This is a genomic window from Caballeronia sp. LZ001 (assembly GCF_031450875.1).
Taxonomy (GTDB): domain Bacteria; phylum Pseudomonadota; class Gammaproteobacteria; order Burkholderiales; family Burkholderiaceae; genus Caballeronia.
Window position 1 is genome coordinate 121,878 of sequence record NZ_JARTVX010000006.1, and the last position, 25,337, is coordinate 147,214.

Sequence of the window (25,337 nt, forward strand, 5' to 3'; positions counted from 1 at the left end):
GCAATCGGCTGTAGTCTCCTGCTGGCGGTTGAGCGGTAAGCATGCGGCAGATGGTTACGCGGTCGCTGCAGGCGCGTGGTAATCAGGGTGAAACTCGCGGCCGTGGACCAACAGCGCCCAGACGATCCGCGCATTCTTATTCGCGATCGCGACGGCGGCGACATTCGCGTTCCGCCGCTGCAGCAGGCCACTCAGCCAGCCGCCCTTGCATTCCTTGCGTTTGGCAACCTGCAGCAGCGAGCGCGCGCCGTGGATCAGCAATGTTCGCAGGTAGGTATCACCGCGCTTACTGATTCCAAGCAGCACGTTCTTGCCGCCGCTGGAGTTCTGTCGGGGTACCAGACCGAGCCACGCCGCAAGCTGCCGGGAGTTCCGGAAGCTCTTCGCGTCACCGACAGATGCGACAAGCGCGCTTGCGGTAAGTGGCCCGATGCCCGGGACACGCGCGAGCCGTCGACTCGTGTCGTCACTACGGTGCCAGGCCTGAATCTGCGCCTCGAGCTCCCGGACCTGCCTGTCAAGCTCCTTCAGATGGTCCATGAGGCGCTGGATGAGCAATCGAAACGAGCCTGTTAGTTCGTTTTCCGCATCTTCTATCAGCTCAGGTACCTGACGATTGAGATACCCGATTCCCCTTGGAACAGCGATCCCGAATTCAGCGAGCAGTCCGCGAATCTGGTTGGCCTGCGCCGTTCGTGCCCGGACAAAACCCTCGCGTACGCGATGCAGCGACAACACCGATTGCTGCTCGATGGTCTTAACTGGCACGAAACGCATGTTCGGTCGCGCGACTGCCTCGCAGATTGCTTCGGCATCGGCCGCGTCATTCTTGTTCGTCTTCACGTACGGTTTGACAAACTGGGGTGCGATTAATCTTACTGTGTGACCCATGGCCTGCAGTTTGCGAGCCCAGTAGTGTGCGCTAGCACATGCCTCCATCCCGATCACACAGGCCGGAAGGTTGGCGAAGAACTCCGCAACGTGATTCCGCTTGAGCACTTTCCTCAGAACAGTTCGGCCGTGCTCATTTACACCATGGACGGAAGAAACGTTCTTTCGCCAGATCGATGCCAACTGTCGTAACCTTCATGATGAACGCTCCCCTCATTCAAGTGGTTGCATTGACACTTCCACTTTGGCACATCGATGCCGTTTCGGGTGGGGGCGTCCATTCCATTACTCTTGACGATAGCTCGGGCACCACTCTAGAAGATCGCAACCGGTCAGTACAGAATCAACGCACCCGAGCAGTTGGCGAGCACTGCGAGCAATGCCCGCGTCCATAAGGCGACGATGCAGCCCTGCGCGGGTTGTCGTCTCGCCGAAAGGAAGGCATGTCAGGATCCGCTATGCTAGTGCAGACAAGGGTGGCTCCGTTAATGTGTTATTCGTACAAGCAACCGCAGCAGCACTCCGGTCGTTCCGGTTTTTTGACAATAAGCGTCGAAGCCGACTTGTACGCCCGCAGAACGGGTGACGCGTTCATCTTGGGAGGTGAACGCGACGAGGGCGGTGTCCCTCATTGAATGCAGCTCGCGCAGACGCCTGGCTAGCTCGAAGCCGTCCATCCCGGGCATATTGATGTCGAGCAGTGCAATGTCGGGAATCCAGTGATCGATTAGCTTGAGTGCGGCATCGCCGCTCAGGACGCAGCGCACGTCATAGCCTTCGCTCAGCAGGACCGCAGTAATTGCGTCGGCTCCCACGCGATAATCGTCAACGACAAGCAAACGCAGGGCGGTAGGGTGACGGTTAGCAACGGTGCGATCGGTCCATCGCGAGGTAAGAAGAGGCTCCACGAACAATCCCCGAAGTTTTATTTGCGCGTAGCAACGATTATTCCGACTCGGGCCGAAGTCGGGCCATTCTCCGCTCATGACGGATCAACAGACGACCCTTATGACTCTATCGGACTTCATTGAAGCGAGTTTCGATGTGCTGGTTGACGACTGGACGGCGTATGCGCGAGCCGTCAGTCCACAGGACGGCCACTTAAACGACACCCAACTGCGCGATTCGGCACGCGAGCTACTCGCCGGCATCGCGATCGACATGCGCGAGATGCAAAGTCGGGAGCAACAGGAAGCAAAGTCAAGGGAACCAGCCCTACCCAATTCGATGTTTAAAAATTGGACGTGTGCATGCTAATGACCGGCTCTCGCAAGGCTTCGGCATTAACGCGCTGGTCGCCGAATTTCGCGCCCTTCGAGCGAGCGTGCTGCGCAGATGGCAGGACCACGGGCCGCTTGACGCGGCCGCGTTCGAGCAAATGATCCGCTTCAACGAAGCTATCGATCAGATGCTCGCAGAGTCTGTCGGGCAGTTTGCGGCACGCACGGAACGCCTTCGAGATATGTTCGCCGGCATCCTGGCGCACGACCTACGCTCGCCAGTAGGCGCCATCATGGCGTCTACATACTCAATCCTGCGTGACGAGCATCTGTCGCCTACCAGCTTGCGAGCCGGCGCGAATCTGCAACGCAGTGCGGAGCGCGTGAAAACCATGATCGACGATCTTTTCGTTTATACGCGCACGCGTTTGGGCGATAAGCTGCCAATCGATCCGACCCAGCAAGATTTTGGCCGTATTTGTCGAAACGCGGTCGACGAGGTTCAATCCGCCTGCCCGAACGCTCAAATCGAGCTGGAGGCGACGGGCGAACTGGGTGGATTTTGGGACGGCGCGAAGCTCAGCCAGCTAATCGTCAATCTTCTCACCAACGCCGTCAACCATGGATCCGGATCCATTTGCCTGAGCGTCGGCGGCGATGATCATCAGGTCGTACTGAAAGTCGCGAACGAAGGCTCGCCGATTCCAGCTGATGCATTGCCAACGCTGTTTGATCCGTTGACCCGCGCTAGCGCGTCACGCGAGCAAAAACGGAGCAATCGTCAAGACTGGTGTACGCGGATCGGACGGCGTGATCAGGCGGCCAGTGATTGAGGAGCCGGTGTGCTTTCAATCACCGGGGTTCCGTCCTTGAAGGGGATACCTTTCAGAAGCGCCTCGATATTCTCTGCGCCGCGGATTTTCCTCCATGACTTTTCGGCGGCTTCAATCAACTTGAACGCCATCGCGAGGAAGGTTGCGCGCGACAGGCAGTTACGTGTGCGGCTTGTGCGATGGCGCACCGTCGCGAACGTCGATTCAATCGGATTCGTGGTCCGCACATGCTGCCAGTGCTCGGCAGGGAAGTCGTAGAATGCGAGCAATTCGTCTCGGTCCTTCGTGAGTTTCTCGACGGCCTTTGGATACTTTGCCCCGTAAGTGTCGACGAACTCGTTGAACGCGACGATCGCATCGGCTCTTGTCGCGGCATTCCAGATTTCAGCAAGCGCCGCCTTGGCCTTGCCGTGCTGCGACTTGGGCATGACGTTGAGGATGTTGCCGACCTTGTGGAACCAGCAGCGCTGGTGCTGTGTCTGTGGAAACACTTCTTCAAGCGCTGCCCACAGCCCCATCGCGCCATCGCCGACTGCCAGCAGCGGCGGCGCCTGCAGACCTCGCTTCTTCAGATCGAGCAGCAGCTCTTTCCAGGATTCCTTCGATTCGCGATAGCCGTCGCTGAGCGCCACTCGCTCCTTGCAGCCGTCCGGTTTTACGCCGATGATCACCAGCAGGCACTGCCCGTCCGAATCCTCCGCGCGGGCCTGCGTATGGATGCCGTCGGCCCACCAGTAGACCCAGCGCGAGGCCGAGAGGTCACGCTTGTTCCACTGCTCGTACTCTTCTGACCATGCGCCCTTCAGACGGCTCACGACGCTTGCTGACAGCCCTTTGGCCTGCTCGCCCAGCAACTCCGATAGCGCCTCGCCCATGTCGCCCGTCGAGACACCACGCAGGTACAGCCACGGTAGCGACGACGACACCCGCGGCGACTTGCGCACATACGGCGGTACGATCGTCGAATTGAACTTGATGCCGGAGCCCGAACGATCGCGAACCTTCGGCACCTGAACAGGCACCGGTCCCACGGCCGTAACGATCTCGCGCTCTGGCAGGTAGCCGTTGCGCACGACCGCCCGCCGCCCATCGATCGTCTTCACATTCGAATATTGCTCGAGCATCACTGCCAGTTCCGCCTCGATTGCCTGCTGGATGATTCGCCGCGCCCCTTGCTGAATCAGATCGTCCAGGCCGGCGGCCCTCGCGACTTGTGCTTCTTCTGCTGTTTGACTGCCGCTAGTTTCCTGCGTATGTTTCGCCATGGTGGTGGAGTTCGATTGTGGAAGTGTTACCGTGAGAAGCAACATTCTCCTTCAATCGCCACCGCCTTCTTCCGTCTCTTCTCCACGCCGCGTACACCAGTTTCAACGATAGCTCGCAAAAACGTGTTTCGTCCGGCATGGGGCTGGGACTGTACATCTGTCGCATCATTGCACAAGCGCATAACGGAAACATCGACGTCGAGTCGAACGAAGCCAAGACGGCATTTACGGTAACAATCCCAAGAGTTGCAGGGACAAGCCCTTAACGCTAACCGCGCCTAAACGATGCCCGCCCGACTGGGCGGCATCATCCCGTCGGCCTTTTGGGATCCTTCCGTTCATGGACGGGGATGGCCGCGCTTGTCGCTCGAAGTGCTGAGCGTCGAGGCTGGTGAAGTGCGGACATCGAGCCGCCCAAGCGTAATTCGTGATAAGTGCGGCCGTCTCGTTCCAGAATTTCCTGTGCGTCGCGCTGACGCCTCCCATGGACCGAATCGCTGTATGGCTGTATCCAAGAAACAAAGCTCGAGCGGAAGAAAGCCAATTCGCAACCGGCAGAACAAGCGTCTGTATCTCCCTTTAAGCAATGAACACGCAAGCCAACTGAACCTGCAGGCGCGCATCGCATTTGAGTCAATACGGACGGGAAGAGGCGATAGGGCCGCTTTGCTTCAGATGTCCTCGATCGTGCTTCTATGCGAATTCCCCACCGAAGACGGTCACGGGCTGTTGCCGCTCTCGTTGCTTCAAGAGGCAAGACGACGCATGGCGCGAGTCATGGCCGCCGGCAGCGCCGATGAAACATGCGAATATGCGCGACGGCTCATCGACCAACTGAACGAAATCGTCAACGAGTACGACAGGCAAATGCGCGAGACGCGCTTGCACACGATCGTCGCCGCATTCGATAAGGTCGACTGCATGTTGGTAGCAAGGAAGCGCAGCCTCGCGCGGACGAGGAGGCTGACGATCAGATTGAGTGACGGCTTGTAACCCCGCTAGAACTGACGCAATGACCGATCGACAATCCCAAGTGTTACGTTTTCCGCACGGAGTGCAATTCGAAGACGGCAATCGACGTCTGGAAATCCCGAGGATAGACAGAGACATCCACCCATTTCGGTCGGCTCGTCGAACATGTGGCCCAGAAGAAGGGGGTTGCGCGGCGGTCGCGCGAAACACAACGTGATCGCATGCGAGCCTTTAACGTGGCTGCCTATGACCGCTTCTCGCAATCCGATCTTGTCTACGGGCGAGCCTGGTCCTCTCCTGAGTTACGCCGTATCCAGCTTCGGCAGCCGAAACAATTCCAGCCTTTGCGCCAGTAAGGTCCACGCGCACGCTGCCTTCGGTCAGGCAGGTCCAATAACGTTGACCGCGGCACCAGAGTTTTATCCCGTTACGGACGTCTCGCTCACTCAACCCGAGCGCCGCCGCTTGGACAAGCGCGTCCTTAAGTATCCCTACCTTGAGAGGGATTTTTGATGCGGAATTCGGCGGAAAGGCGCGGGGAAAACGCCTCTGCAGAATGATAACCGCGCGTTCTGCTGCGTCGGCAGAGGTTCTCGGAAGCTTCGTCAATGGGTTGGCGTGCCGCTCGTCGCCTTCTGTCGATGACGTCCCGCGTGAAGTGGCCTTGTCAACCTTGGCGTCTTGCTTAAACTGCGCCTTCAGCACCGCAAGTTGTTCGAATCCCATCGTACGTGTCCCAATTAATTAATCAAATTTTGCCAGTCAGCTTATACATCGCCAATAGCGAAATAACGATGGCCTCGCCCGGCATTCTTGCATTGGACGCATCCGTCGGCGGCGCAGGCGGGTATGCGTGTGGGCTCGCACTTCGCGCGAACCGCTCTACAATGCAGAGTGTCGAAAGTCTTGCGATGCGGAAAACAAATTCTCCGGTCAATGCGATGCTCAACTGCGGCTCAATCTCCGGCCTCTCCCTTCGATAAGGCCTTCCCTGTGAAGCACAAAAATTGCTTGTATGCCTGACGTTTGCAGTTTATCTCGCTTACCCTCTCCAGCGTCGAAACGCTCATCTATGCCTCCGACCTCCGAAGCGCTTTTCAATGCTCTCCCTATTGGCGCCTATCTTCTCGCACCGACAGCGGATGCCACCGTCCTTGCGGTGAACGACGCGTTCCTGACAAATTCGACTTTGCGACGCGAAGAGATGGTCGGTCGAAGTCTATTCGACATTTTTCCGCACAATCCAAACGACTTGGAAGATACCGGCGTCGAGGCGCTGCGTCGCTCGCTCATGCAAGTGATTGAGACCGGCAAGCAGACCGCGCTTGCTCTCCAACGGTTCCCGCTCTGGATCAGTGCGCACGGCGGCACTAAACGTTACGAGGAGCGGTACTGGCGCGCGGTCAACACGCCAATCTTCGATGCTGAAGGCGCTATGACCAGTATCCTGCATACCACCGAAGATGTGACCGCCGCCCACCGCGACCAGCAAGCGTTACTGCGAAGTGAGGCGCGGTACCGCAGTTTGTTCGAAGCGATCAATGAGGGCTTTTGCGTCATTGAGATGGTGTATGACAAGCAAGGCATCCCGGTCGATTATCGCTTCTTGCAAGTGAATCCCGCGTTCGAGGCTCAAACAGGCCTTGTCGACGCCACCGGACGGACGATTCGCGAGATAGTGCCTGCGCATGAAGGGCACTGGTTCGCGACTTACGGCGCGGTGGCTCGCACTGGAATTGCAAGGCATTTCCAAGACGAAGCCGTGGCGCTCGGTCGTTGGTACGACGTTCATGCTTTCCGTCCCGATCCGTCCTCGCCTGATGAGGTAGCGGTTCTATTTTCCGATATCACAAGGCAGCGCACAGCTGAGCGACGTCTGCTTGAAAGTGAACGAAGCGCCAGAGCCGCCGCGCGTGACGCGATGGCGGCAACGCGGCGCCTCGACGCCGTGTTGGAAGCAGCGCCAATTGCGATCGTGGTTAGTGACCGACTAGGCGCAATCGAACGAGTGAACCGTTCCTTCGTCCAACTTTGGGGAGAGAACTATCCTCTGCCCCAAGACATCAGCGACTTTCGATTGTGGCAAGCCCGTTGGGCCGACCATTCTGAGAAACATGGCCAGGCTCTCGGGACAGATGAGTGGACGACCGCTCGCGTTTTGCAAGGCGAGGCGATAGCCCGAGACATCTTGTCGATTGTCAGCTTCGACGACCCGCCAAACCATCGAACCGTGCTCAGTAATGGCGCCCGTATTGAGGATGAAAACGGTGAAGTGGTGGGCGCCGTGGTCGCCCAGCTCGATATCACCGACCGAGTTCGTGCGGAAGAGGAGCTACGGCTTGCAGACAAGCGCAAGGATGAATTCCTGGCGATGCTGTCGCACGAGTTACGAAACCCGCTGGCGCCGATCGCGGCTGCAGCCGAGCTAATGCGAGCCTCGCCCAACGATGAGCAGCGAGTAAGCAAGTCCAGCGGTATCATCGCACGGCAGGTCAAGCACATCACGGGTTTGATCGATGACCTGCTGGACGTTTCGCGGGTCACTCAAGGGCTGGTCAAATTAAACACTGAGATGGTTGACGTCAACCGCATAGCGGCTGACGCGATCGAGCAAGTACGCCCACTTATCGATCAGCGAAGGCACCGACTGTCATTTACCACACCGGCGGGTGCAGCGCTGGTTCGCGCGGACTCCAAGCGCTTGACGCAGGTCCTGGTGAACGTCATAAACAACGCTGCCAAATACACACCTGAAGGAGGCGACATCAGCGTCTCAATCGCTATCGATGGGCCGCATGTCAGAGTGACGATCACTGACAACGGGATCGGAATGACACCTGAAATAGCGGCCCGTGCGTTTGAACTGTTCTCACAGGCGGAACGTAGCTCGGATCGCTCCCAGGGAGGCCTCGGAATTGGACTTGCGCTCGTGAGGAGTCTCGTCACTTTGCACGGCGGGACCGTGCAAGCTTACAGCGCAGGTCCGCATCAAGGCAGCACATTCGTTATTTGCCTAGACCACGTCGAGATGTTGGCGATGCAAACTGACGCCGAGAACAACGAGCAGCACGACGCCGACCATGGCCATCTTCAACTGCGGGTCTTGATCGTCGATGACAACGTTGATGCGGGAGAGACGCTGAGCATGTTGCTGGAGGCGATGGGAAACGAAGTACGGGTCGCGCGCAATGCCCAGTCGGGGCTCGAGACCTACGACCGTTGGCTGCCAGATGTATGTCTTCTCGATATCGGGCTACCCGATATTGATGGGTACAGGCTCGCTGGTATGTTGAGGGCGCGAGTCCATTCGCCGGAAACACTACTGATCGCGGTGACGGGATATGGACTTCAACAGGATAAAGAGAAGTCTCTCGCGGCAGGCTTCGATCATCATTTCGTGAAGCCGCTGGACATCGACAAGCTGGTTTCGGTTCTTGGTGCCGTTTCTTCCCGGCGGCGCTGATCGAAGGGCGGTAGCTGGGGTCGTTTTTCGAGTCGTCGCCGGTCTGCACTACTGCCGAACCTAGGCCAATCGCAGTCATTCGCCTGAAAGCGATCATTGCCGGTTGAAGGGTTGAAGGTCCGTTTCGTTCCGGGCTAACTAACACCGACGAACGCACACATTACGCTCGCTCAAGCGGGTAGAGGCGCTTTGGCCCGGCTGGTTGTCAGTGCACGGTCCTGCGGAGATGTGCGCCAGGGGGCCGCGCGGGTTGCTACAATCGTTGCACGCGCATCAAGACGCTATGCAGGCGTGAGCCAACGTCGCTCGCTCCCTTTAAACCACATTAACTCTGCAATGCAACGTCCGATCCTCGTCGTTGAAGACAATATTAACGACCTCGACCTATTGCTTCTCGCCTTAGAACGCACCGGCGCAACCAACCCGATTGTCACCGTCAGCGATGGTCAGCAAGCGCTTGACTTTTTACTGCGGAAACACCGATTCAGTGACCGCGAAGGGCTGGATCCCGAGTTCGTGCTGCTCGATATTAAGTTGCCGCGTGTGAACGGGCTGGAGGTGCTGGGGACAATGCGCGAAGTGCCCATTCTGCGCACTGTACCAGTCATTATGCTCACATCATCAAGCTATGAGGGCGATGTTCTCGCAGCCTATGATTTAGGAGCTAACGGCTACGTCATCAAAGACAACGACTTCCAGGCATTCGTAGTAGCCGTCTCACAGATCAGCAGGATGTGGGCGAAACACAACGAGCACCCGCCGCATTTTAGACGAACAAACGTACGCGATCCACGAACGACGCCCCTCGGAGTAAGGTTGAATAAGTGGGAGAGCGCGTGATGTATGTCAGCAATGCGGGTCAGCGGAGATCTACGGGCATCTTCCAAGGAAGCAGCGCGTCGTAGTCGTCAACGGTCCTCGCCAGAGGAAGACGTTGGAACAACCAGTGAAGGTAGCGATAGGGATCGATGCCCCCGGCTTTGCAGGTTTCGATCAGGCTGTAGAGGTTTGCACTTGCGTTCGCCCCCGCTACGGTGTCGCTAAAAAGCCATGAGCGGCGCCCGACGACGAATGGGCGAATCGCGTTTTCGCAAGGGTTATTCGAGATGGCCCAAGTGCCGTTCTCGACGTAGCGGATCAGCTTCGGCCACTGCTCGCGCAGATAGGTGAGTGCCTTTCCGAGCAAACTTTTTGGTACGACACCCGGCGACTCCGCGAGGGCTAGAGCGTAGATGGCGTCGAGTATGCGCGTGCTGTATCGACGTCGCAATCGCTGTCGTCGCTCAGCTGCCCATTTCTTAGGGCGGGCCTCCGCAGCGAACAGCTTGCCGATCAGCGTGATGAATCGTGTCGCGAGCAGATCGGGCGAACGCGCGGCTTTCGGCACGTTCTCCTCCGCTTTGATGAAGTACCGTCTTAGGTGTGCCCAACATCCGAGGTGCACGAGGTCGTAGCGTTGAGCGATGTCGTTGTAGGGCTCGTAGCCATCAGTCATCAGAACCGCGCCCTTGCGGATCCCCGTGAACAGCTTGTCGGCTAGCTTGGTACCGCGTCCGGGCGTATAGCTGAAGCAGCGGATGGGGACGCCTGAATTGGTCATCTGCGCCCAGAGGTAGCTCTTCGTTTGCGGCTTGCGCCCTTTCTCTTTCAGTACCTGGAACGTCGTCTCGTCGCAGTAGATCAGTTCGGCGTCGAGCAACGCATCGCGCATGAGGTTGATCACGGGCTGGGTCGCGAGGCCAACGCCAACCATGCTGGCGGCGATCGTGTTCGACGAGATGTCTCCGCCGAAGCGACACAGCAGACCGGCCTGGCGATAGAGCGGCATGCCGAACTGATATTTGCCGGTGGCGATCCATGCGAGCGCTGCTTCGCTCAACAGTCCGCGCGCGATGATGCGCGGCGGCGCTGGAGTGACCTTGATGCCGAGATCGCAGCACGGGCACGCATATTTGACGCGCTGGTGTTGGATCACTCGAAGCTGCTCGGGGATCACATCGAGCTGCTCGCTGATCTCCGCGCCGATCTCAACGAGCGCTTGCCCATCGTTCGTGCAAAAGCGTTCGGCTTCGGGCAATTCGTGCCGCACGACCTCGCGCGGCAGATTGGGATCAAGCGGCTTGCGGTGACCGCGCTTCTTGCGCTTGTGCGCGCCAACCGTCGTCTCTGGCGTGTCTTCTTGGGCAGGCGCGCTGTTCGCGCCGAGCACCTCGGCTTCGTTGAACAAGTCAAGTTGATCAGAATCTAGTGCCTCGCTCTTGGCGCCGAACAGTTCGCGACGGTAGGCTCGGAGTCGCTCCTCAGCAAGATCGCGCTCTGCCGTCATAAGCCGCAAGGCGCCGCGTAAGGCCTCCTGTTCTTCTCGCAATGCCCGAGCAGCATCGCGCTCGGCGAGCAACGCCTTCAATTCCTCGGCGGTGATCGTGACATTGATCGGCATGGCGGGTTAGACCATGCGCACGGCCTCACTGTTCAGCTCACGCGGCGATATTCCTGCTTCGGATGCCGTCTTATCGCGGTGATGTCATCGCCATCGAGCAACGCGTGCAACACGTTGGTCGTCATCGTCACGATCTCAGCCTTGTTGTCTGGCCAGATGAAGTGGCTGCTCTCCAATCGTTTTATCAAAAGCCAGAAACCACTGCCGTCCCAGCCAAGAATCTTTATCCGGTCACGACGTCGGTTTCCGAAGATGTAAAGCGACGTGTCCATCGGATTTAGGCGCATCGACTGCTCGACGAGAATCGACAGACTGTTCATGCCGTAGCGGAAGTCGACAGGATCGCGGTGCAGGTAGACCTTCAGATTATCGTCGAACCGGAACACGGCATCCTCCCGAGCATCTGGACCACGGTGGTCAGCTCGTCGATGGTCGCCTCTGTGATGTCGAACTCAACACCGTTGGGCAAACGTATGTGCAAGGCAACCGTGATCGATGGTGTGCGCGCGGACACCGCTCCTTCAACCGTCACAGCCCCTTGAACAACCGGTACAAATGGTGATGGCACGTCGGGCGCATGAGTCCGCAAGGCCGGCGGCGCGACATCAAGCGATGCCCTGTCTGCTGGCCTCAGTTCCTTCTCCGCCGAATTCCGCGCCGCATGTGTCTTCTGATAGCGCGTGATCCACTCGCGCAACAGATTCGGGTTCAAGCCGTATTCCATCGCCGTACGCGCTATCGAAACGCTGGACGTCATGCACAACTGGACCAGTTCCTCGCGGGCTTGCGGATCGTATTCCCGGCGACCATCCCGCTTCGCGCCGACTACCAGACGGCTACGCAAACCTCGATCTTCTGTCATGTACTCTCATCCCAGCTGTCCACGTGGACAGGTAGCATCAGAGAATCACTCGTCCATTGCTAGGGCGTCCTTGAAGGACCGCATACGAACAAACCGCAATTAGTTTCCGGATCCCATTGCCGCAGCGCGCAGCGGATGCTGATATCCGTGACCTGCTCCCATTCAACTTCGTAACACGGAACGACGTATCCGCATCAACCTGATCGAGCAACAGGCAGTCGCTGGCTCTCGATGGTGTGCGTTAATTCGCGCTTACAAAAAGCGCACCTTATTAGCATAATTTGTGGATTTCGCTAGCGGCAGCGGACGTTGTCTTGCGAGCGTGTTTCGCCGATGCACGCAACCGGACTAGTCAATCGATTGCGGCGGTCATGGTCGAACTGCGATGTCGCACTAAGAACGCGACCATGCAGAACGCAGTCGTGGAAATAAGTGAGACCACCAAAACGGTCCACTCGACCAAGAGATAATTTTGCCCGACCGTCCAGATCAACGCAGCGGAAATCGGAGCTACACCCTTCGCGATGTTCGACGGCGCAGAGAGCAGTCCGCTGACTGCTCCGTAGCCCTCGGTCCACATCACATCTTGCACGATCGTGCCGCGCAGGATTGTCATCATGCCGTTAGCGCCGCCGTAGATGACCGCGAACAGGATCAAAGCGATGGGCGAGGTTCCTGCGACCAGGAGGATCACAACAGAAACCGGAAACGCCGAAGTGATGATAAGGCCAACGATCTTTGACGACACGTTTCGTCCGACGGTGAACCAGAGCACGCGAGCAAGAACCTGGGCCGGACCGATCACTGCCATCGTCGCGAGAATGCTGGGCTGCGATACTCGGCGTTCGACCATCAACGGAACGAGGTGAAACGTCAGCGCAGCGAAGGTCGCGTAGTAGGCGGTAAAGCAGACCGCAAGCGCCCAGAACACCGGGGTTTGCAGCGCGCGCCTGACGGACGCCTCATTTTCTGCCCTGATCCGCTCCTTGTTGACGGCGAGTGCCGCGACGTTCGGATCATTGCGCAGGGCCAGCCAGTGAATGGGCAGGCACATGCAGGCGTTGATCGCCGCGAGCGCGAGTAATGCATGCCGCCATCCCAGAGCATCGACAAGCTCCTGCGTAAGCGGAATGAATACGGTGCTCGCAAATCCCGCAACGAGCGTCACCAGCGTGATTTTCGTGCGGAAGCTGCGGGGATAGTCGCGGGTTAGAATCGCGAACACCGGATCGTAGAGCGTGGCCGCCATGACACGCCCAATCCGACCCATGCAGCGAACAGCGTCACAAGGCTTGCTGCCTGCGACCAAAGGACCAACATGACGGAGGCGAGCAGCGAGCCAGCCGTCAATACGATGCGGCTATGTCCGTGGTCGATCCACTTGCCGACCGGGTATGCGGCCAGCCCGGACACCAGCAGCCCGCACGAAAGCGCAGCATTCGTCGATGCCCGGCTCCATCCCAGTTCCTGCTCCATCGGCACGACAAAGAGCGAAAACGCGTAATAGACCACTCCCCACGCGACAAGCTGGCCGGTCGCCAGTGCCCAGGTTGCCCTATTGCTCTCAGGTTTTCGGTCGCTAGCGTAGGGCGGCATGGGTCAGATACTGGCTTGATTCACGCGTTTCATCAGCTCTTCGGCACTCTCCTTGCGCTCGCTGTAGCGATCGACCAGGTACGGGCCAATATCGCGCGTCAGTAGCGTGAACTTCACCAGCTCTTCCATCACATCCACGACGCGATCGAAATAGGCCGAAGGCATCATGCGTCCGGTCTCGTCGAATTCCATGAACGCCTTGGCCACCGACGACTGGTTCGGGATGGTCAGCATCCGCATCCAGCGTCCAAGCACCCGCATCTGATTGACGGCGTTGAACGATTGTGAGCCGCCACTCACCTGCATTACCGCGAGCGTCTTGCCCTGCGTCGGCCGCACCGCGCCAACCGAAAGCGGAATCCAGTCGATCTGCGCTTTCATGATGCCGGTCATCGCGCCGTGGCGCTCCGGCGAGCACCAGACCATGCCTTCGGACCACAGCGCCAGCTCACGCAGCTCAGCCACTTTGGGATGTGTGTCTGGCGCGTCGTCGGGCAGCGGCAGGCCGCTCGGATTGAATGTGCGGACTTCGGCACCCATCGCCGTAAGCAGACGTGCGGCCTCTTCGCTCAGCAATCGGCTGAACGAGCGCTCGCGCAGCGAACCGTAGAGCAGCAAGATGCGGGGCGCATGAGCGGATACCTCCGCGGCCTGAAGGCGTTGGATATCGGGCACTTCGAGCAGCGCCGCATCGACCTGCGGCAGCTCGGTGGCAAGATCAGTTATCGGTGCAGACACGCTTGCCCTCCGTATCGATGACTACCTCGCCGTCTTCCTTCGTGAACGCGCCGCGTTGTGCTTCGGGCAGGATGTCAAGCACGATCTCGGACGGACGGCACAAGCGCACGCCCACCGACGTCACCACAAAGGGACGATTGATGAGAATGGGGTGCGCGATCATCGCGTCGAGCAACTGGTCGTCGGTCAATGCCGGGTTGTCCAGATGCAGTTCGGCGTAGGGCGTGCCTTTCTGGCGCAGCACCTCGCGCACGCCCAGGCCCGACTGGTTGATCAGCTCGACGAGCTTCTCGCGCGACGGCGGGTTCTTGAGGTATTCGATGACGACGGGTTCGATACCCGCGTTGCGGACCATCGCAAGCGTATTACGCGAGGTGCCGCAGTCCGGGTTGTGATAGATGATGACTTCGCTCATTGCTTGTTTCCGTAAAGCTCAGGCGCACTCGTACCAGTTCTTCGAACGGTTGACGATATGCACCACGAGCAGCATGACCGGCACTTCGACCAGCACGCCTACGACGGTCGCGAGTGCCGCGCCGGAGTTAAGGCCGAACAGGCCGATTGCCGTGGCGACGGCCAGCTCGAAGAAGTTCGACGCGCCGATCAGGGCAGACGGACAGGCGATGTTGTGCTTCTCGCCGACCGCGCGATTAAGCCAGTAAGCCAGCGCCGAATTGAAGAAAACCTGAATCAGGATCGGCACGGCAAGCAGCACGATGACGAGCGGTTGCCTGAGGATCGCCTCGCCTTGAAAGGCGAACAGGAGTACTAGCGTTGCAAGCAGCGCCGTGATCGACCACGGGCCGATTTTCACCATAGCCGCTTCGAGCGCCGCTTCGCCATGTGAGAGCAGTAACTTGCGCAGGGTCTGCGCGAGAAGCACCGGAATGACGATGTACAGCCCGACCGAGATGAGCAGAGTCGCCCAGGGCACCGCAATGGCCGATAAGCCGAGCAGCAGGCCGACCAGCGGTGCGAATGCGACCACCATGATGCTGTCGTTGAGCGCCACCTGAGACAGCGTGAAGAGCGGATCGCCACCCGTCAGGCGGCTCCAGACGAACACCATCGCCGTGCACGGCGCTGCTGCCAGCAGGATGAGCCCGGCCACGTAGCTGTCGAGCTGCGCGGCGGGCAGCATCGGCGCGAACAGGTGCTTGATGAAGAGCCACGCGAGGAACGCCATCGTGAACGGCTTGACTAGCCAATTGACCACGAGTGTGACGCCAATGCCCTTGATGTGCTGACGCACTTCATGCAGCGAGCCGAAATCGACCTTCACTAGCATCGGAATGATCATCACCCAGATCAGCAACCCGACCGGCAGGTTGACTTGGGCGTACTCCATGCGGCCGATTGCCTGAAAGACGCCAGGCAGCATTTGGCCAAGGAGGATGCCCGCGACGATGCACAGCGCAACCCAGACCGTCAGGTAACGCTCGAAAAATCCGATTGCTGGGGGCGCTGCGCGGACCGCTGTTCCGGTACTGCTCATTTCTTTCCTGCGATAGTGTCCACGGACTTGGCCGGTGTGCAGCAGGCGGTGGGTGCCTGTGTTTTCTCCTGCGAACGCGCGCGTGACGAACCGTACATGGGGGCGGTATCCAGCGTGCGAAAGGTCTCCCATGCAACGCCCTGTGGATCAACGGTCCACGCCTTGTCGGACCTTGCGTAGCAGCAGGTCGTGCCGATTTGCGCCTGCACCGGCAGTTGTGCCGCCGTAAAGCGCGCGGTCATCTCATCAAGTTCCGCGTGTGTTTCGACTTGAATACCAATATGGTCAACGCCGGGCTTGACGCCTCGTTTCCAGATCGCGAAGTTCACCGCCGGATCGGCCAATTCCCACTTGCAATAATCGTCTACCAGAACGACGGGCTCGGCATTGCCAAACATTGCGCTGTAGAACCGGATACTGTCGTTCAGATTGTCGACAGCGACGTGAATGTGCATGCGTTTCATGGTGTGTCTCCACAACAGTTAGGGAGCTCGCTAATCGCGCAGGTTGCGCCAGCGCAGCAGTTCTCCGTAAGAAACCCGATCAGGTTCGTCATCGCGTCGAAGTTTGCCGAGTAGATGACAAAGCGCCCCGACTGACGCGACTTGACAAGCTCTGCGTGCGCCAGATCTTTGAGATGGAATGAAAGGCTGGAAGGAGCAAGCCCTAGTTGCTGTGCGATCTCGCCCGCGGGCATACCGTCGGGTCCAGCGACGACGAGCTGTCGGAAAATCGCCAGGCGCGATTCGTGGGCGAGAGCGCTCAAGGCGCGTACAACGAGGTCTGGGTTCATGCACGACACGATAGACGATGCGTTTCGATATTTTAAGTATAATTGAAATAACGGATTTATCGATAGAGTCTTGTTTGCTTGCTGGACTACCAAAGAAGTCAGCCGCTTCAGCCGCTTCAGTCGTGCTTAAAGCGGCCACTCAGGGAACTGGCATTTCCCTGGCCTTCGGGTCAGGTCCGCCGATCGCCGGCGATACGCAGCAAGGAGACGCATGAAGGGCGCAAGGGGCCGCTCATCGTCACGCGAGGCCCGTCCGGCGCCTTCCAATGACTGGCGCACAATCAACCTCTCGTCGGAGCCGTATGGCCCAGCACGGCCGCGATCGTTAGAATGACCAGCATGGCAAGCGCTTCAACGGACAGCAAGACATCAAAACGCTTTTGTGTGGCCGCAAATGAAGAATCGTCCCGAAGCGCCTGCGCGTGAAGCTTGGGGAGAACCACCAACCGGTTCCAACCGCCCAATCCCACGGCCGCTGCAACGCACACAAGCTTCGCCGCAAGTATCCGGCCCCAGGGCGTTGCGAAGAACCGCACGTCTGCCTCCCCAGTGTCCTGCAAAACGTTGTAGAAGCCGGTGATTAGCACGACAACAAGCGCGGCCGTCGCCAGATACGATAGCTCAGCGCAGAACGCTAGCCTTCTATCGGCCGTTGCGTGAGCGGTCGTTGGGCCTCGGAGCATAATTGCGGCAACGATCACGCTTCCGGCCCACAGTGCCGTTGCGCACAAATGCATGACATGGATGGCTTCCCGCACCGAGAGGTCGCCCGCATCGGCTGCATGGCTGGCCGCTGCCTTGCCTGCAGCCCACGCGACTAGGCCCGCGATAAACAGCGGCAACCCCCAGCGACCAGATAGCCAGCTCAGCGTCGCCAGCAGGGCGCCGACAAATGCAACCGACCACGCGAACCCGAAGTGCGATTCGGTGAGCACGGAACTTACCGCGGCACCGGCGTCGGCAAGCGGCGAGCCGCTCATGACGGCTGCCTGTAGCCAAAGGTACGCAAGGGCCGTGAGCGCCAACACAATCGATAGACCGGTCTGCCAAATGCGTAGTGCGGTGGGTGCGCCCATACCGCTGCGCTTGCCCATTTCCGCGCAGGCGAGGCAACCGGCTGCCGTCGCGAACACCACATCCTGGACGGCTGCTACGCCGATTTGCGTGGCGACGAGCGGTTCCACGGTCACTTCACCATGAATTTGTAGTGCCCCTGCGTACGATGTCCATCCGCAGCGACAGCCACCCATGCAACCGCATAGGCGCCTGGCTTCAGCGGACTCAAGCCCACGGACATGCGCTTGCTGTCCGATGAGTCTACTTCGGACTTGCCTCTCGTGACAGCCTTGCCTTGTTCATCGGTAACCGCGATTGAACTGAACGCGCGCTCGAGCCTATCGTCGAAGTCGATCACGACGGCGTCGATCGTGGTCGGTGCGGTCGATCCTGCGGCCGGCTCCTGATGTTTCGGATAAGCGTGCGCCCACGCGAGGTGGGCGGCCAGAAGCGCGACCGTGGCAACAGCCGTGCGCACTGTAACGAGTTTCATGACGGTGTTCCTGTTAGAAGGTGCCGACTTACTGAAATAGTGGCTTGCCGATCGTGCGCGGCGCGACATCGTCGAAGAAAATATGCATTTGCACGAGGATGCCGATGTGCGAGCCGCTCGCTCGACTGATCGGGATTTGCGCTTCGACGCCGAGCTGGCCATAGCGGCTTATCCAGATGAAGCCGGGGTTCACGGTCCCGGTTGTTTGTCCCTGACTGCGAGAGAGCGGCACTTCGACCAGCGGGATGAGGTTGGAAAACGGCTGGGGCAGGCCGAGGTCGTGTACGTGTTGTTGCAGGTAGGGCAGGCTGTACTGAAACGTGAAGCCATAGTCGAAGGAGTTCGGTTGGCCGCCGCCCGTCGTGAACGACGGTCCTGCTTCCCCCGTAATGGCGACGGGACGCAGCCAGGCTAGCGAGTCGGGCAGGTCGCCCATGCCCTTGCCGGCGAAGACCGTGGGCGAGATCGTCGAGAAGTTGTCGGCAATCGCGCGGCTGCCCGTGCCGCCGAGGTCGGCATTCACACCCACCGACGTCATGAATTCGTGCGCGTCATTTACGTAAAGCAGGTACTTGAGCCCCACGCCGAAGTTGTCAAAGCCGCGCGCAGTGGGATTGTTTTGCATGACGTAGCCGCCGTCCACGGAGAAAGCCAATCGCGGAGTGATGAGCTTGTCGTACTCGAAGCTGAAAGTGTTGATGCTTTGGTCGCCGGCGTCACCCGGCACGCGCTGGTGGCCGAATTCGAGGTTGGCTTCGTCGCCTACGCCGGGGTCATCAACGGAAAGTGTGGAGGGAAATACGCGATCGCCCGCGATGGCGTGAGCGTGAGCGGGGGCAGCATGGGCAAGGCAGACAATCGTGGCCAGCAGCGCGTAGCGTGCCGGGGGCGTACAGCGATTGATGAAGGTTCGCATTTTGGCTATCTCCAGTTATCGTTCGATGCCGTCGTGCAGAAACACGACACGCTGCCGCTTAGCAGGCGCCAAGAAGCAGAGTTGCAGGTCAAACACGGGATTAGGAGAAGACCGGAGGCGCCCTAGGTTGCGCTACTGTGTAGATGAGAGTGAGAGGCACGGCGATCAAGGCACCGGCGACCGTCATTGTCGTTGCGGCTAGCGGTACGACAAGCCCAGCCGAAGTGCCGAGGAGCGTCGGGACATGTCCGATCAGACTGCAATAGGCGCAGGCCTGTCCGTGCGTAGGAACCCCATGCGCAGGCTTGCCGTCATGTGCCGACGACACAACTGGATCATCGGCTGAGCAATACGTAGCCAGCGCATCACCGAGCCGGTGATGCGACGCCAACAGCTGCGAGACCACCGGCGCGAGTGTCACCAGCAGGATTGCAAGCAATCCCAGCAGAGAGCCAAGGCGATGGAATCGAACGCGGTACATGGCGCGCTTGGTGAATGGAACGCGGAGGTTAGGAAATTATCCCACGCCAGTAGAAAGTTCAACTACCGAGATTCAGCGGATTATTCGCATCTCGCAATAGAAAGCAATGCGGAAGCATTTGGACGCACCGACTGAATCCGTACGACGAACGAAACAATCGACTTTTGGTTAGCGGCGATGTATAAGCGCACCTGGCCATGCCTGAACAAGGACACTGCGGGAAGCCGGTGAGATTCCGGCGCGGTCGCGCCACTGTATCGGGGGACGCCGATGATCGGCCACTCCCCGAAGCCAGACCTCTCAGTGTCATCCTCTACACCGATATGGAACGCGATTATTCCGGGAGTTCACAATGCTTGACCCTCTGCGCCAGATTTTCAACGACTCGGACTCGAAAGTCCGCAATAACCTGTTCGGCATTTATGGCGTGCTGATCGGTATCAATGTGTTCGCGTCGGTGTGGGCATTCGTTGCCTTTCACGCATACCCTGTCCTGCTCGGCACTGCGATGCTTGCCTATGGCTTCGGTTTGCGCCATGCCGTCGACGCCGACCATATCGCGGCCATCGACAATGTGACGCGCAAGCTGATGCAGGAAAGGAAGCGGCCCGTAGCCGTCGGCTTCTTCTTTTCGCTCGGCCACTCGTCAGTGGTCGTGCTCGCCTCGGTCGCCGTCGCACTGGCGACAGAGGCGATTCAGGGGCGATTCGACAGCTTCAAGGCGATTGGCGGAATGATCGGCACCTTCGTTTCGGCCGTTTTCCTTTTCGCGCTGGCGCTAATGAATTTCCTGATTTGCGCGGCATCTATCGTGCGTGGAAGCATGTCCGCGCTGGCGGGGCGTACGTTGATGACGACTTCGATGTGCTGCTCGCCAACCGGGGGCTCATTGCCCGCCTCTTCCGCCCGCTTTTTCGCCTGGTGACGCGTAGCTGGCACATGTATCCAATCGGATTCCTCTTCGGGCTTGTATTCGATACCGCAACCGAAATCAGTTTGCTCGGCATTGCAGCGACGCAGGCAGCAAAAGGGCTCTCGCCCTAAGCCATCATGGTCTTTCCGGTACTCTTCAGTGCGGGGATGTCACTCATCGGCACGCTCGATGGCCATTTGATGTTGGGCGCCTATGGTTGGGCTTATCAGAAGCCCTTGCGCAAGATTTACTACAACATGACGATCACGCTCGTCTCGATCGTGGTCGCCGTCGCGATCGGCGGCATCGAGGCTCTCGGACTGCTCGCCAATCGACTCGAACTAAAGGGTCCGGTGTGGGATGCAATTGGCTCGCTCAACGACAACTTCGGCGCGCTCGGCTATATCATCATTGGTATCTTTGCGCTTAGCTGGATTGCTTCGCTCGTGATCTACAGGTTGAAGCGTTTCGACGAGGTGCAGACGGGTTAGCAAGTCCGACTTGGTACGCGGCTGATGATGCCATTCAGTACGATGGCGGGCAGCGTCGTGCACCGCCCGCCTGCGATCAGAATTTATAGGACACGGTGACTTGCGCGGTCAAGGGAGGACTGGGCATGAGCGTGTAGTCGAAAGTCGCGGCCGAACCGCCGGTGTAGTACTTGCGATTGAACAAGTTGAAAATGTTCAGCTGCGTTTTCCAGTGCCCTTGCTGGTAGGACGCCATGGCGTCGGTGCGAACGTAGCTGGCCAATTTGAAGGTGTTCGGCAGGGTCGCCTCTCGCGAGCCCACGTAATAGACGCCAGCCCCAAATTGCAATCCCGGTATGGACTGCAATTGATAGACCGTCCAAAGGCTTGCGCTGTGACGCGGAACATTACTGAGTAGATCGCCGACGGGGTAAGTCGTGTCACTCGTGACTTTGGCGAGCGTGTAGGCATACGTGACGATGGCTTTCCATTGCGGCGTGATGTTGCCAGCGATGTCGAGCTCCACCCCCTGACTTCTCTGCTTGCCTGTCAACACCTGGAGCAACGGGTCGGTTGGGTCGGTCGTGAGGATGTGATTTCGGTTCAAACTGAATAAGGCAAGGTTGGCGCCCAGCCGATCCTTGATGAGATCTTGCTTGACGCCTATCTCGAATTGCTCCGCGACTTCCGCATCGTAGGTGACGTTGCTGCCGCTATGTCCGACGTTAGGCGCATGGCTGCGGCTCCAGTCCGCAAAAAACGAAGTATTCCCCATGGGTTGCCACACCAGCCCAACCCGCGGGGAGAACGTCGTCTGCTGACCTCGGACGGTCGCTTCGCCCACCTCGTCGGCGCGATTAAAAAATCGATCCGCGCGCATGCCGAGCTGGAGTTTGATTTGAGGCGTCAGTTCGACCAGATCTTGCACATAGGCGCCGTAATCCTTGCCCTGGCTCTGGTGAACCGGCAACGGATCGCCCGGCGTTAGGCCGGAAACATAGTCGGGGTTGAACAGGTCCAGCGTCATGTTAGACACCTGCGAGCCGCCGTTACCAAGTTTGAGATAGCCGTAGTCTAGGCCGGCGAGCAAGGAATGCTTGAAGCTTCCAGTGTAGAAATCGCCGACCAGCTCGGCCCGGGCAGTGTACTGCCGCGAGAATTCGTTCGCGCCGCTATAGACCGAATAGTCGAGCAAATTGCCCACAGCAGTCGTACTGTCGGGAAACGACTGCGTCGAGAGCTGGCGCGCGTAGGCGTATTGACCAGAGAGTCGCAACTTCCAATTCGCTGAGAGCGCCTGCTCGAATAGCACGGTTTCGGAAAAGGTGTCGTTCCTGCCGTAGTCGCCTTGAACTCCTGGGTACACTCCGTCATGAAGTCCGTAGTAGCGAGTGCGAGAAAGGTCTTGATAGTTGGGCACAGCTGGAACACCGAAGTCGAAGCCATCGCGGTTCAGATGGTTGTACTCGGTCAGCAGCGTCACCGACGTGCCCCGGTGATTGTCCCAAGTGATCGCCGGCGCCACCGACCATGAGCGATAGGCCGCGTTATCCCGGAAGGTCGAGTTGCTTTCACCCGAGGCGTTCAGCCGAAAGCTCAGTTCGTCGTTCAGCACGCGGTTCACATCCAGGGTCGAGCGCACCAGACCGTAGGTCCCCGCTGTCACATCGACTTCGCCGAAGTTGTCGCGCTCAGGCCGTTTAGAGACGGTGTTGATATAACCACCCACCGCGCCAATGCCGCCATATAACGCGCCCGCCGGACCTTTGAACACGTCGACGCGATCAATGTTCTGTACGTCGCGAAAAGCATAGTAGCCGTAGTTGCGAAAGCCGTCGCGCAAGCCATTGCTCTCGCTGAAGCCGCGAATGTTAAAGAAGGTCGCACCGTTGCCGCCGTAGTTCGCCTCAGCATGCACCCCGCTGACGTTGTCCGCTATCTGGTCGATGCGAGTGACACCCCGGTCCTGCAAAACCTCGGACGGCACGACCTGAATGGATGCGGGATAGTCCTTGAGGGGCGTATTTGTTTGCGTCGTGCTGTCCGATTTCTGTGCGTCATAACTCGAGCCGTGCGTGCCGGTGACGACAACAGGCGGCAAAGCCTGGCTCGCCGATTCTGAATCATTCGCAACACCGCTAGCACTGTCGTGCGTTTGCGGGTTGGCCGAAGGTATCGCCGGGTCGGCGGCCCGCGCATCAGGCGCGGGGATGAGCCCTGCGCACATCAGTGCTACCGCGACATGTGCCGGTACCGTTTTCATACGCACCAGCCCGCCGGGTTTGGCTGTGATGCCATTGCGCGCTGCGTTCGTCCGCGCGTTTTGAGCGCCCGCGAAAGGCGGTCGTTGTGTGATATTCATATTGTCGATCCAGCAGAAAGAATGGTCGAACGTGCGCGGCACCGTCACGGCGTGCGCAGCGGGGAAAGCGTCTTTCAGCTGAAAAGAGGAGGTGCCCGCGACAGCGGCAGGGAATGAGGCGAACGGCGCAACGGCGTGCGCGCAGGAGCTGGACTCCAAGATCGCGCGACACGTGTCAGGCCGAAAAGCACAACGGCAAGTGCAACTCCCACGCACGCCAGAACAAGCGCGGCACTGAATGGGCAAATCCCATCGTCTGCCGCCATTGCGTCGTGCAAGTGAGAGTCCGACATGCCAGACATCTCCGGGACGTTGTCCATCGTGCCCATCATCTGACCCATGTCCATCTCGGGCGATGTTTCGGGCATCGCCGCAGTTGGGCTGGCGTGATGCGTGAACATTGGACCGTGCCCCGAACACATCACAAGCGTGAGATCGCCGGTAGCCACTGATATGGGGTCGAGCATAATCCCGCCCGGCAGGAGCGCGCGCACGAACAAGAGGGCGAGCGCAGCCAGCAGGCGTCGCCGGCCGATCGCGCTGCCCCGAAACAAAAAGCGCCGAAAGGGATACATAGCGCGCATTCTACCTTTCGTTGTGGAAAGGCATGCAATCATGCATTTAGCAAAGGCTGCGCATATGCCTATAGGGCGACAAGATGAGCGGTAGCACGTTGCATTAAAGAGTTCGACGTTCTTCCTCAGTACACTGGACTGCTAATGATCATAAGCAGTGAGGGTTTTAATGGGTAAAATGGGGGTAGCGTTATTTACGCCTCGCCGAACGCCCATTAGCACGGGGCAGAGGCGGGTGTTCGGACTAGTCAGCGGGCTGGGACGTTACTGCCAGGTGGCAGTTTGCGCGGCGGGCGGAAGCTGAGCGGCGACGCTCTATGGTGAGGTGAGCACCTGCGGGAGCACGCGCGCGACAATCGATGGCCAATCAACCTCAACAATTGACGCTTCCCACGCCGCGCACCTACACCCGCACCGACTTCACGGCGCTGCGCGCGTTTGTGCAGCGCGTGCCTGCGGCCACCATCGCGCGGCTTTACTACGACGTCGAACGCTCGCCCCATGCGGCGAGCGCTGAGACCACCGAGCGCTATCTGCGTCAAATGCGTGATGACCTGGTAAGTCTGGCGCTCAAACACGGCTCATCGGTGCTCGCCGATCACCTCAAACTCGATCAAACAACACGGCAGCGCGCGGCTTACCGCCATGACGCTACGCATGGTCGAGCAGGCGTCGACCCTGGCGGCCGCTACGCCGACGCTGGCTCACCCGGTCGAGCTGTGGTTCCGGCCGCTGATCGCGCGACGGCTGATCGGCGAGTAAATCACCACGCTGGGCGCCCTGATCGAGTATTGCAACGCGCGCGGCGGCAGCTGGTGGCGATCCGTGCCGCGCATCGGACCCTTGCGCGCGGCAACGCTGGTGGCATGGCTGCGTCGGCATGAGCGAAGCCTCGGCGCACGCGTCGCCGACGACGTCGATGCGAGGCCACTCGATGTCACCTTTCGCGCAGCGGGCGAGCCGCTCGCCATCGTGGTGGGCGGCGATCCGGCCGTGCCCCGTCTGGCGCCCTTCGAGCAGCTCGCCGTGCCGGCCGAGTTATCGGGCGGTGATGGACTCCATCGAGGCATCAACCGCTCGGGCAGCTTCGCCTTCATTCGTGCCGAGCACGATCTGGCCGCCGTGCACGCCTACCTGCACCGGTATCGCGATCGTCCGGTGACCCTGCGCGCCTATACGCGGGAGCTCGAACGGCTGATTTTGTGGAGCGTCGTGGTTCGACAAAAGCCGCTTTCGTCGCTGCTGGTGGAAGACTGCGAGGCGTACAAGGATTTTTCAAAGCGCCGATTGCCAGCTTTACGGGACCGAAGCGTCCACGCACGAGCGGCCGTTGGCGCCCCTTTGCGCCCGAGGGGCTGTCGGAAGACAGTCAAGCGTATGCGGTGCGCGTAATTCGCGCCGCCTTCGCCTGGCTCGTCGAGGTGCGCTTCGCGGGCAACCCGTGGAGCGCCGTGCATGAGCCGGCGACGGTTATCCGCGAGTCCGCTGTTAAGGTTCACCGCG

General features: G+C 59.3%; 23 protein-coding genes, 4 pseudogenes and 1 riboswitch. Of the genes and pseudogenes, 9 read left to right on the forward strand and 18 right to left on the reverse strand.

Annotated features, from left to right (window positions below; translation table 11 throughout):
• Positions 1–54 precede the first annotated feature (54 nt).
• A pseudogene (locus P9292_RS41195) lies at positions 55–1,090 on the reverse strand (IS110 family transposase).
• Positions 1,091–1,376: 286 nt separating this feature from the next.
• On the reverse strand, positions 1,377–1,877 hold the full coding sequence (locus P9292_RS41200; protein WP_309965700.1) for a response regulator: 501 nt from the start codon (positions 1,875–1,877) through the stop codon (positions 1,377–1,379).
• A gap of 22 nt (positions 1,878–1,899) precedes the next feature.
• Here P9292_RS41200 and P9292_RS41205 point away from each other — a divergent pair, with 22 nt between their 5' ends.
• Positions 1,900–2,148: a hypothetical protein gene (locus P9292_RS41205; protein ID WP_309853329.1), complete on the forward strand. Its 249-nt coding sequence runs from the start codon at positions 1,900–1,902 to the stop codon at positions 2,146–2,148.
• Entirely contained in the window at positions 2,138–2,944 is an 807-nt protein-coding gene (locus P9292_RS41210) for a HAMP domain-containing sensor histidine kinase (RefSeq protein ID WP_309965704.1), read from the forward strand. The genes P9292_RS41205 and P9292_RS41210 overlap by 11 nt, the downstream gene beginning before the upstream one ends.
• Here P9292_RS41210 and P9292_RS41215 read toward each other — a convergent pair.
• Positions 2,926–4,209 carry an IS256 family transposase gene (locus P9292_RS41215; RefSeq protein ID WP_309966496.1) on the reverse strand — a complete coding sequence of 428 codons (1,284 nt, stop codon included), beginning with the start codon at positions 4,207–4,209 and terminating at the stop codon, positions 2,926–2,928. The genes P9292_RS41210 and P9292_RS41215 overlap by 19 nt on opposite strands.
• 101 nt (positions 4,210–4,310) lie before the next feature.
• Here P9292_RS41215 and P9292_RS41220 point away from each other — a divergent pair.
• A pseudogene (locus P9292_RS41220) lies at positions 4,311–4,475 on the forward strand (ATP-binding protein); the annotation flags it as partial.
• A gap of 235 nt (positions 4,476–4,710) precedes the next feature.
• Positions 4,711–5,202, forward strand: a complete 492-nt coding sequence (locus tag P9292_RS41225) for a hypothetical protein (protein WP_309965707.1) — start codon at positions 4,711–4,713, stop codon at positions 5,200–5,202.
• Positions 5,203–5,412: 210 nt separating this feature from the next.
• Here P9292_RS41225 and P9292_RS41230 read toward each other — a convergent pair whose 3' ends face one another.
• Positions 5,413–5,907 (reverse strand): ProQ/FinO family protein, encoded by a 495-nt coding sequence (locus tag P9292_RS41230; RefSeq protein WP_309965710.1) that lies wholly within the window; start codon positions 5,905–5,907, stop codon positions 5,413–5,415.
• A gap of 346 nt (positions 5,908–6,253) precedes the next feature.
• Here P9292_RS41230 and P9292_RS41235 point away from each other — a divergent pair, with 346 nt between their 5' ends.
• Together P9292_RS41235 and P9292_RS41240 are read left to right on the forward strand one after the other, a co-directional pair.
• Positions 6,254–8,644: an ATP-binding protein gene (locus P9292_RS41235; RefSeq protein WP_309965712.1), complete on the forward strand. Its 2,391-nt coding sequence runs from the start codon at positions 6,254–6,256 to the stop codon at positions 8,642–8,644.
• 336 nt (positions 8,645–8,980) lie between these two features.
• Positions 8,981–9,484, forward strand: coding sequence for a response regulator (locus tag P9292_RS41240; protein ID WP_309965714.1), 504 nt, complete (start codon positions 8,981–8,983; stop codon positions 9,482–9,484).
• Positions 9,485–9,503: 19 nt separating this feature from the next.
• Here the strand turns inward: P9292_RS41240 and tnpC are convergent, their stop codons facing one another.
• The 13 genes and pseudogenes from tnpC to P9292_RS43445 form a co-directional block, all read right to left on the reverse strand.
• Complete coding sequence (gene tnpC, locus P9292_RS41245; RefSeq protein ID WP_309965717.1) at positions 9,504–11,084, reverse strand: IS66 family transposase; 1,581 nt, start codon at positions 11,082–11,084, stop codon at positions 9,504–9,506.
• 32 nt (positions 11,085–11,116) lie between these two features.
• Positions 11,117–11,470, reverse strand: coding sequence for an IS66 family insertion sequence element accessory protein TnpB (gene tnpB / locus P9292_RS41250; protein WP_008344887.1), 354 nt, complete (start codon positions 11,468–11,470; stop codon positions 11,117–11,119).
• Complete coding sequence (locus P9292_RS41255) at positions 11,446–11,946, reverse strand: transposase (protein WP_309965722.1); 501 nt, start codon at positions 11,944–11,946, stop codon at positions 11,446–11,448. The genes tnpB and P9292_RS41255 overlap by 25 nt, the downstream gene beginning before the upstream one ends.
• 352 nt (positions 11,947–12,298) lie before the next feature.
• Positions 12,299–13,542: pseudogene (locus P9292_RS41260) on the reverse strand (MFS transporter).
• A gap of 3 nt (positions 13,543–13,545) precedes the next feature.
• Positions 13,546–14,268 (reverse strand): arsenical resistance protein ArsH, encoded by a 723-nt coding sequence (gene arsH / locus P9292_RS41265; protein WP_309854000.1) that lies wholly within the window; start codon positions 14,266–14,268, stop codon positions 13,546–13,548.
• Positions 14,261–14,695 carry an arsenate reductase (glutaredoxin) gene (gene arsC / locus P9292_RS41270; protein WP_309853978.1) on the reverse strand — a complete coding sequence of 145 codons (435 nt, stop codon included), beginning with the start codon at positions 14,693–14,695 and terminating at the stop codon, positions 14,261–14,263. The genes arsH and arsC overlap by 8 nt, the downstream gene beginning before the upstream one ends.
• Before the next feature lie 18 nt (positions 14,696–14,713).
• On the reverse strand, positions 14,714–15,775 hold the full coding sequence (gene arsB, locus P9292_RS41275) for an ACR3 family arsenite efflux transporter (RefSeq protein ID WP_309965723.1): 1,062 nt from the start codon (positions 15,773–15,775) through the stop codon (positions 14,714–14,716).
• Positions 15,772–16,239 (reverse strand): ArsI/CadI family heavy metal resistance metalloenzyme, encoded by a 468-nt coding sequence (locus tag P9292_RS41280; protein WP_309965726.1) that lies wholly within the window; start codon positions 16,237–16,239, stop codon positions 15,772–15,774. Before P9292_RS41280 ends, arsB begins: the two co-directional genes overlap by 4 nt.
• Entirely contained in the window at positions 16,236–16,568 is a 333-nt protein-coding gene (locus tag P9292_RS41285; RefSeq protein WP_309853985.1) for a metalloregulator ArsR/SmtB family transcription factor, read from the reverse strand. The genes P9292_RS41280 and P9292_RS41285 overlap by 4 nt, the downstream gene beginning before the upstream one ends.
• A 281-nt stretch (positions 16,569–16,849) precedes the next feature.
• Positions 16,850–17,752 (reverse strand): CopD family protein, encoded by a 903-nt coding sequence (locus P9292_RS41290; RefSeq protein WP_309853988.1) that lies wholly within the window; start codon positions 17,750–17,752, stop codon positions 16,850–16,852.
• Positions 17,753–17,754: 2 nt separating this feature from the next.
• The gene (locus P9292_RS41295) at positions 17,755–18,117 is read right to left on the reverse strand and encodes a copper resistance protein CopC (RefSeq protein ID WP_309853990.1); all 363 of its coding nucleotides are present in this window, start codon (positions 18,115–18,117) and stop codon (positions 17,755–17,757) included.
• 28 nt (positions 18,118–18,145) lie between these two features.
• On the reverse strand, positions 18,146–19,033 hold the full coding sequence (locus P9292_RS41300) for a hypothetical protein (RefSeq protein ID WP_309965729.1): 888 nt from the start codon (positions 19,031–19,033) through the stop codon (positions 18,146–18,148).
• Between the two features lie 100 nt (positions 19,034–19,133).
• The gene (locus P9292_RS43445; RefSeq protein WP_409015586.1) at positions 19,134–19,514 is read right to left on the reverse strand and encodes a DUF2946 family protein; all 381 of its coding nucleotides are present in this window, start codon (positions 19,512–19,514) and stop codon (positions 19,134–19,136) included.
• A 218-nt stretch (positions 19,515–19,732) separates the two neighbouring features.
• A riboswitch (cobalamin riboswitch) is annotated at positions 19,733–19,812 on the forward strand.
• Positions 19,813–19,866: 54 nt separating this feature from the next.
• On the opposite strand from P9292_RS43445, the pseudogene P9292_RS41305 reads away from it, so the two are divergent.
• Positions 19,867–20,918: pseudogene (locus P9292_RS41305) on the forward strand (HoxN/HupN/NixA family nickel/cobalt transporter).
• 76 nt (positions 20,919–20,994) lie between these two features.
• Here P9292_RS41305 and P9292_RS41310 read toward each other — a convergent pair.
• Positions 20,995–23,418, reverse strand: coding sequence for a TonB-dependent siderophore receptor (locus P9292_RS41310; protein ID WP_309965732.1), 2,424 nt, complete (start codon positions 23,416–23,418; stop codon positions 20,995–20,997).
• 775 nt (positions 23,419–24,193) lie between these two features.
• Between P9292_RS41310 and P9292_RS41315 the strand changes: the two genes are divergently transcribed.
• Positions 24,194–24,718, forward strand: a complete 525-nt coding sequence (locus tag P9292_RS41315; protein ID WP_309965735.1) for a hypothetical protein — start codon at positions 24,194–24,196, stop codon at positions 24,716–24,718.
• The gene (locus tag P9292_RS41320; RefSeq protein WP_309966500.1) at positions 24,618–25,226 is read left to right on the forward strand and encodes a phage integrase family protein; all 609 of its coding nucleotides are present in this window, start codon (positions 24,618–24,620) and stop codon (positions 25,224–25,226) included. Before P9292_RS41315 ends, P9292_RS41320 begins: the two co-directional genes overlap by 101 nt.
• Positions 25,227–25,337: the final 111 nt, after the last annotated feature.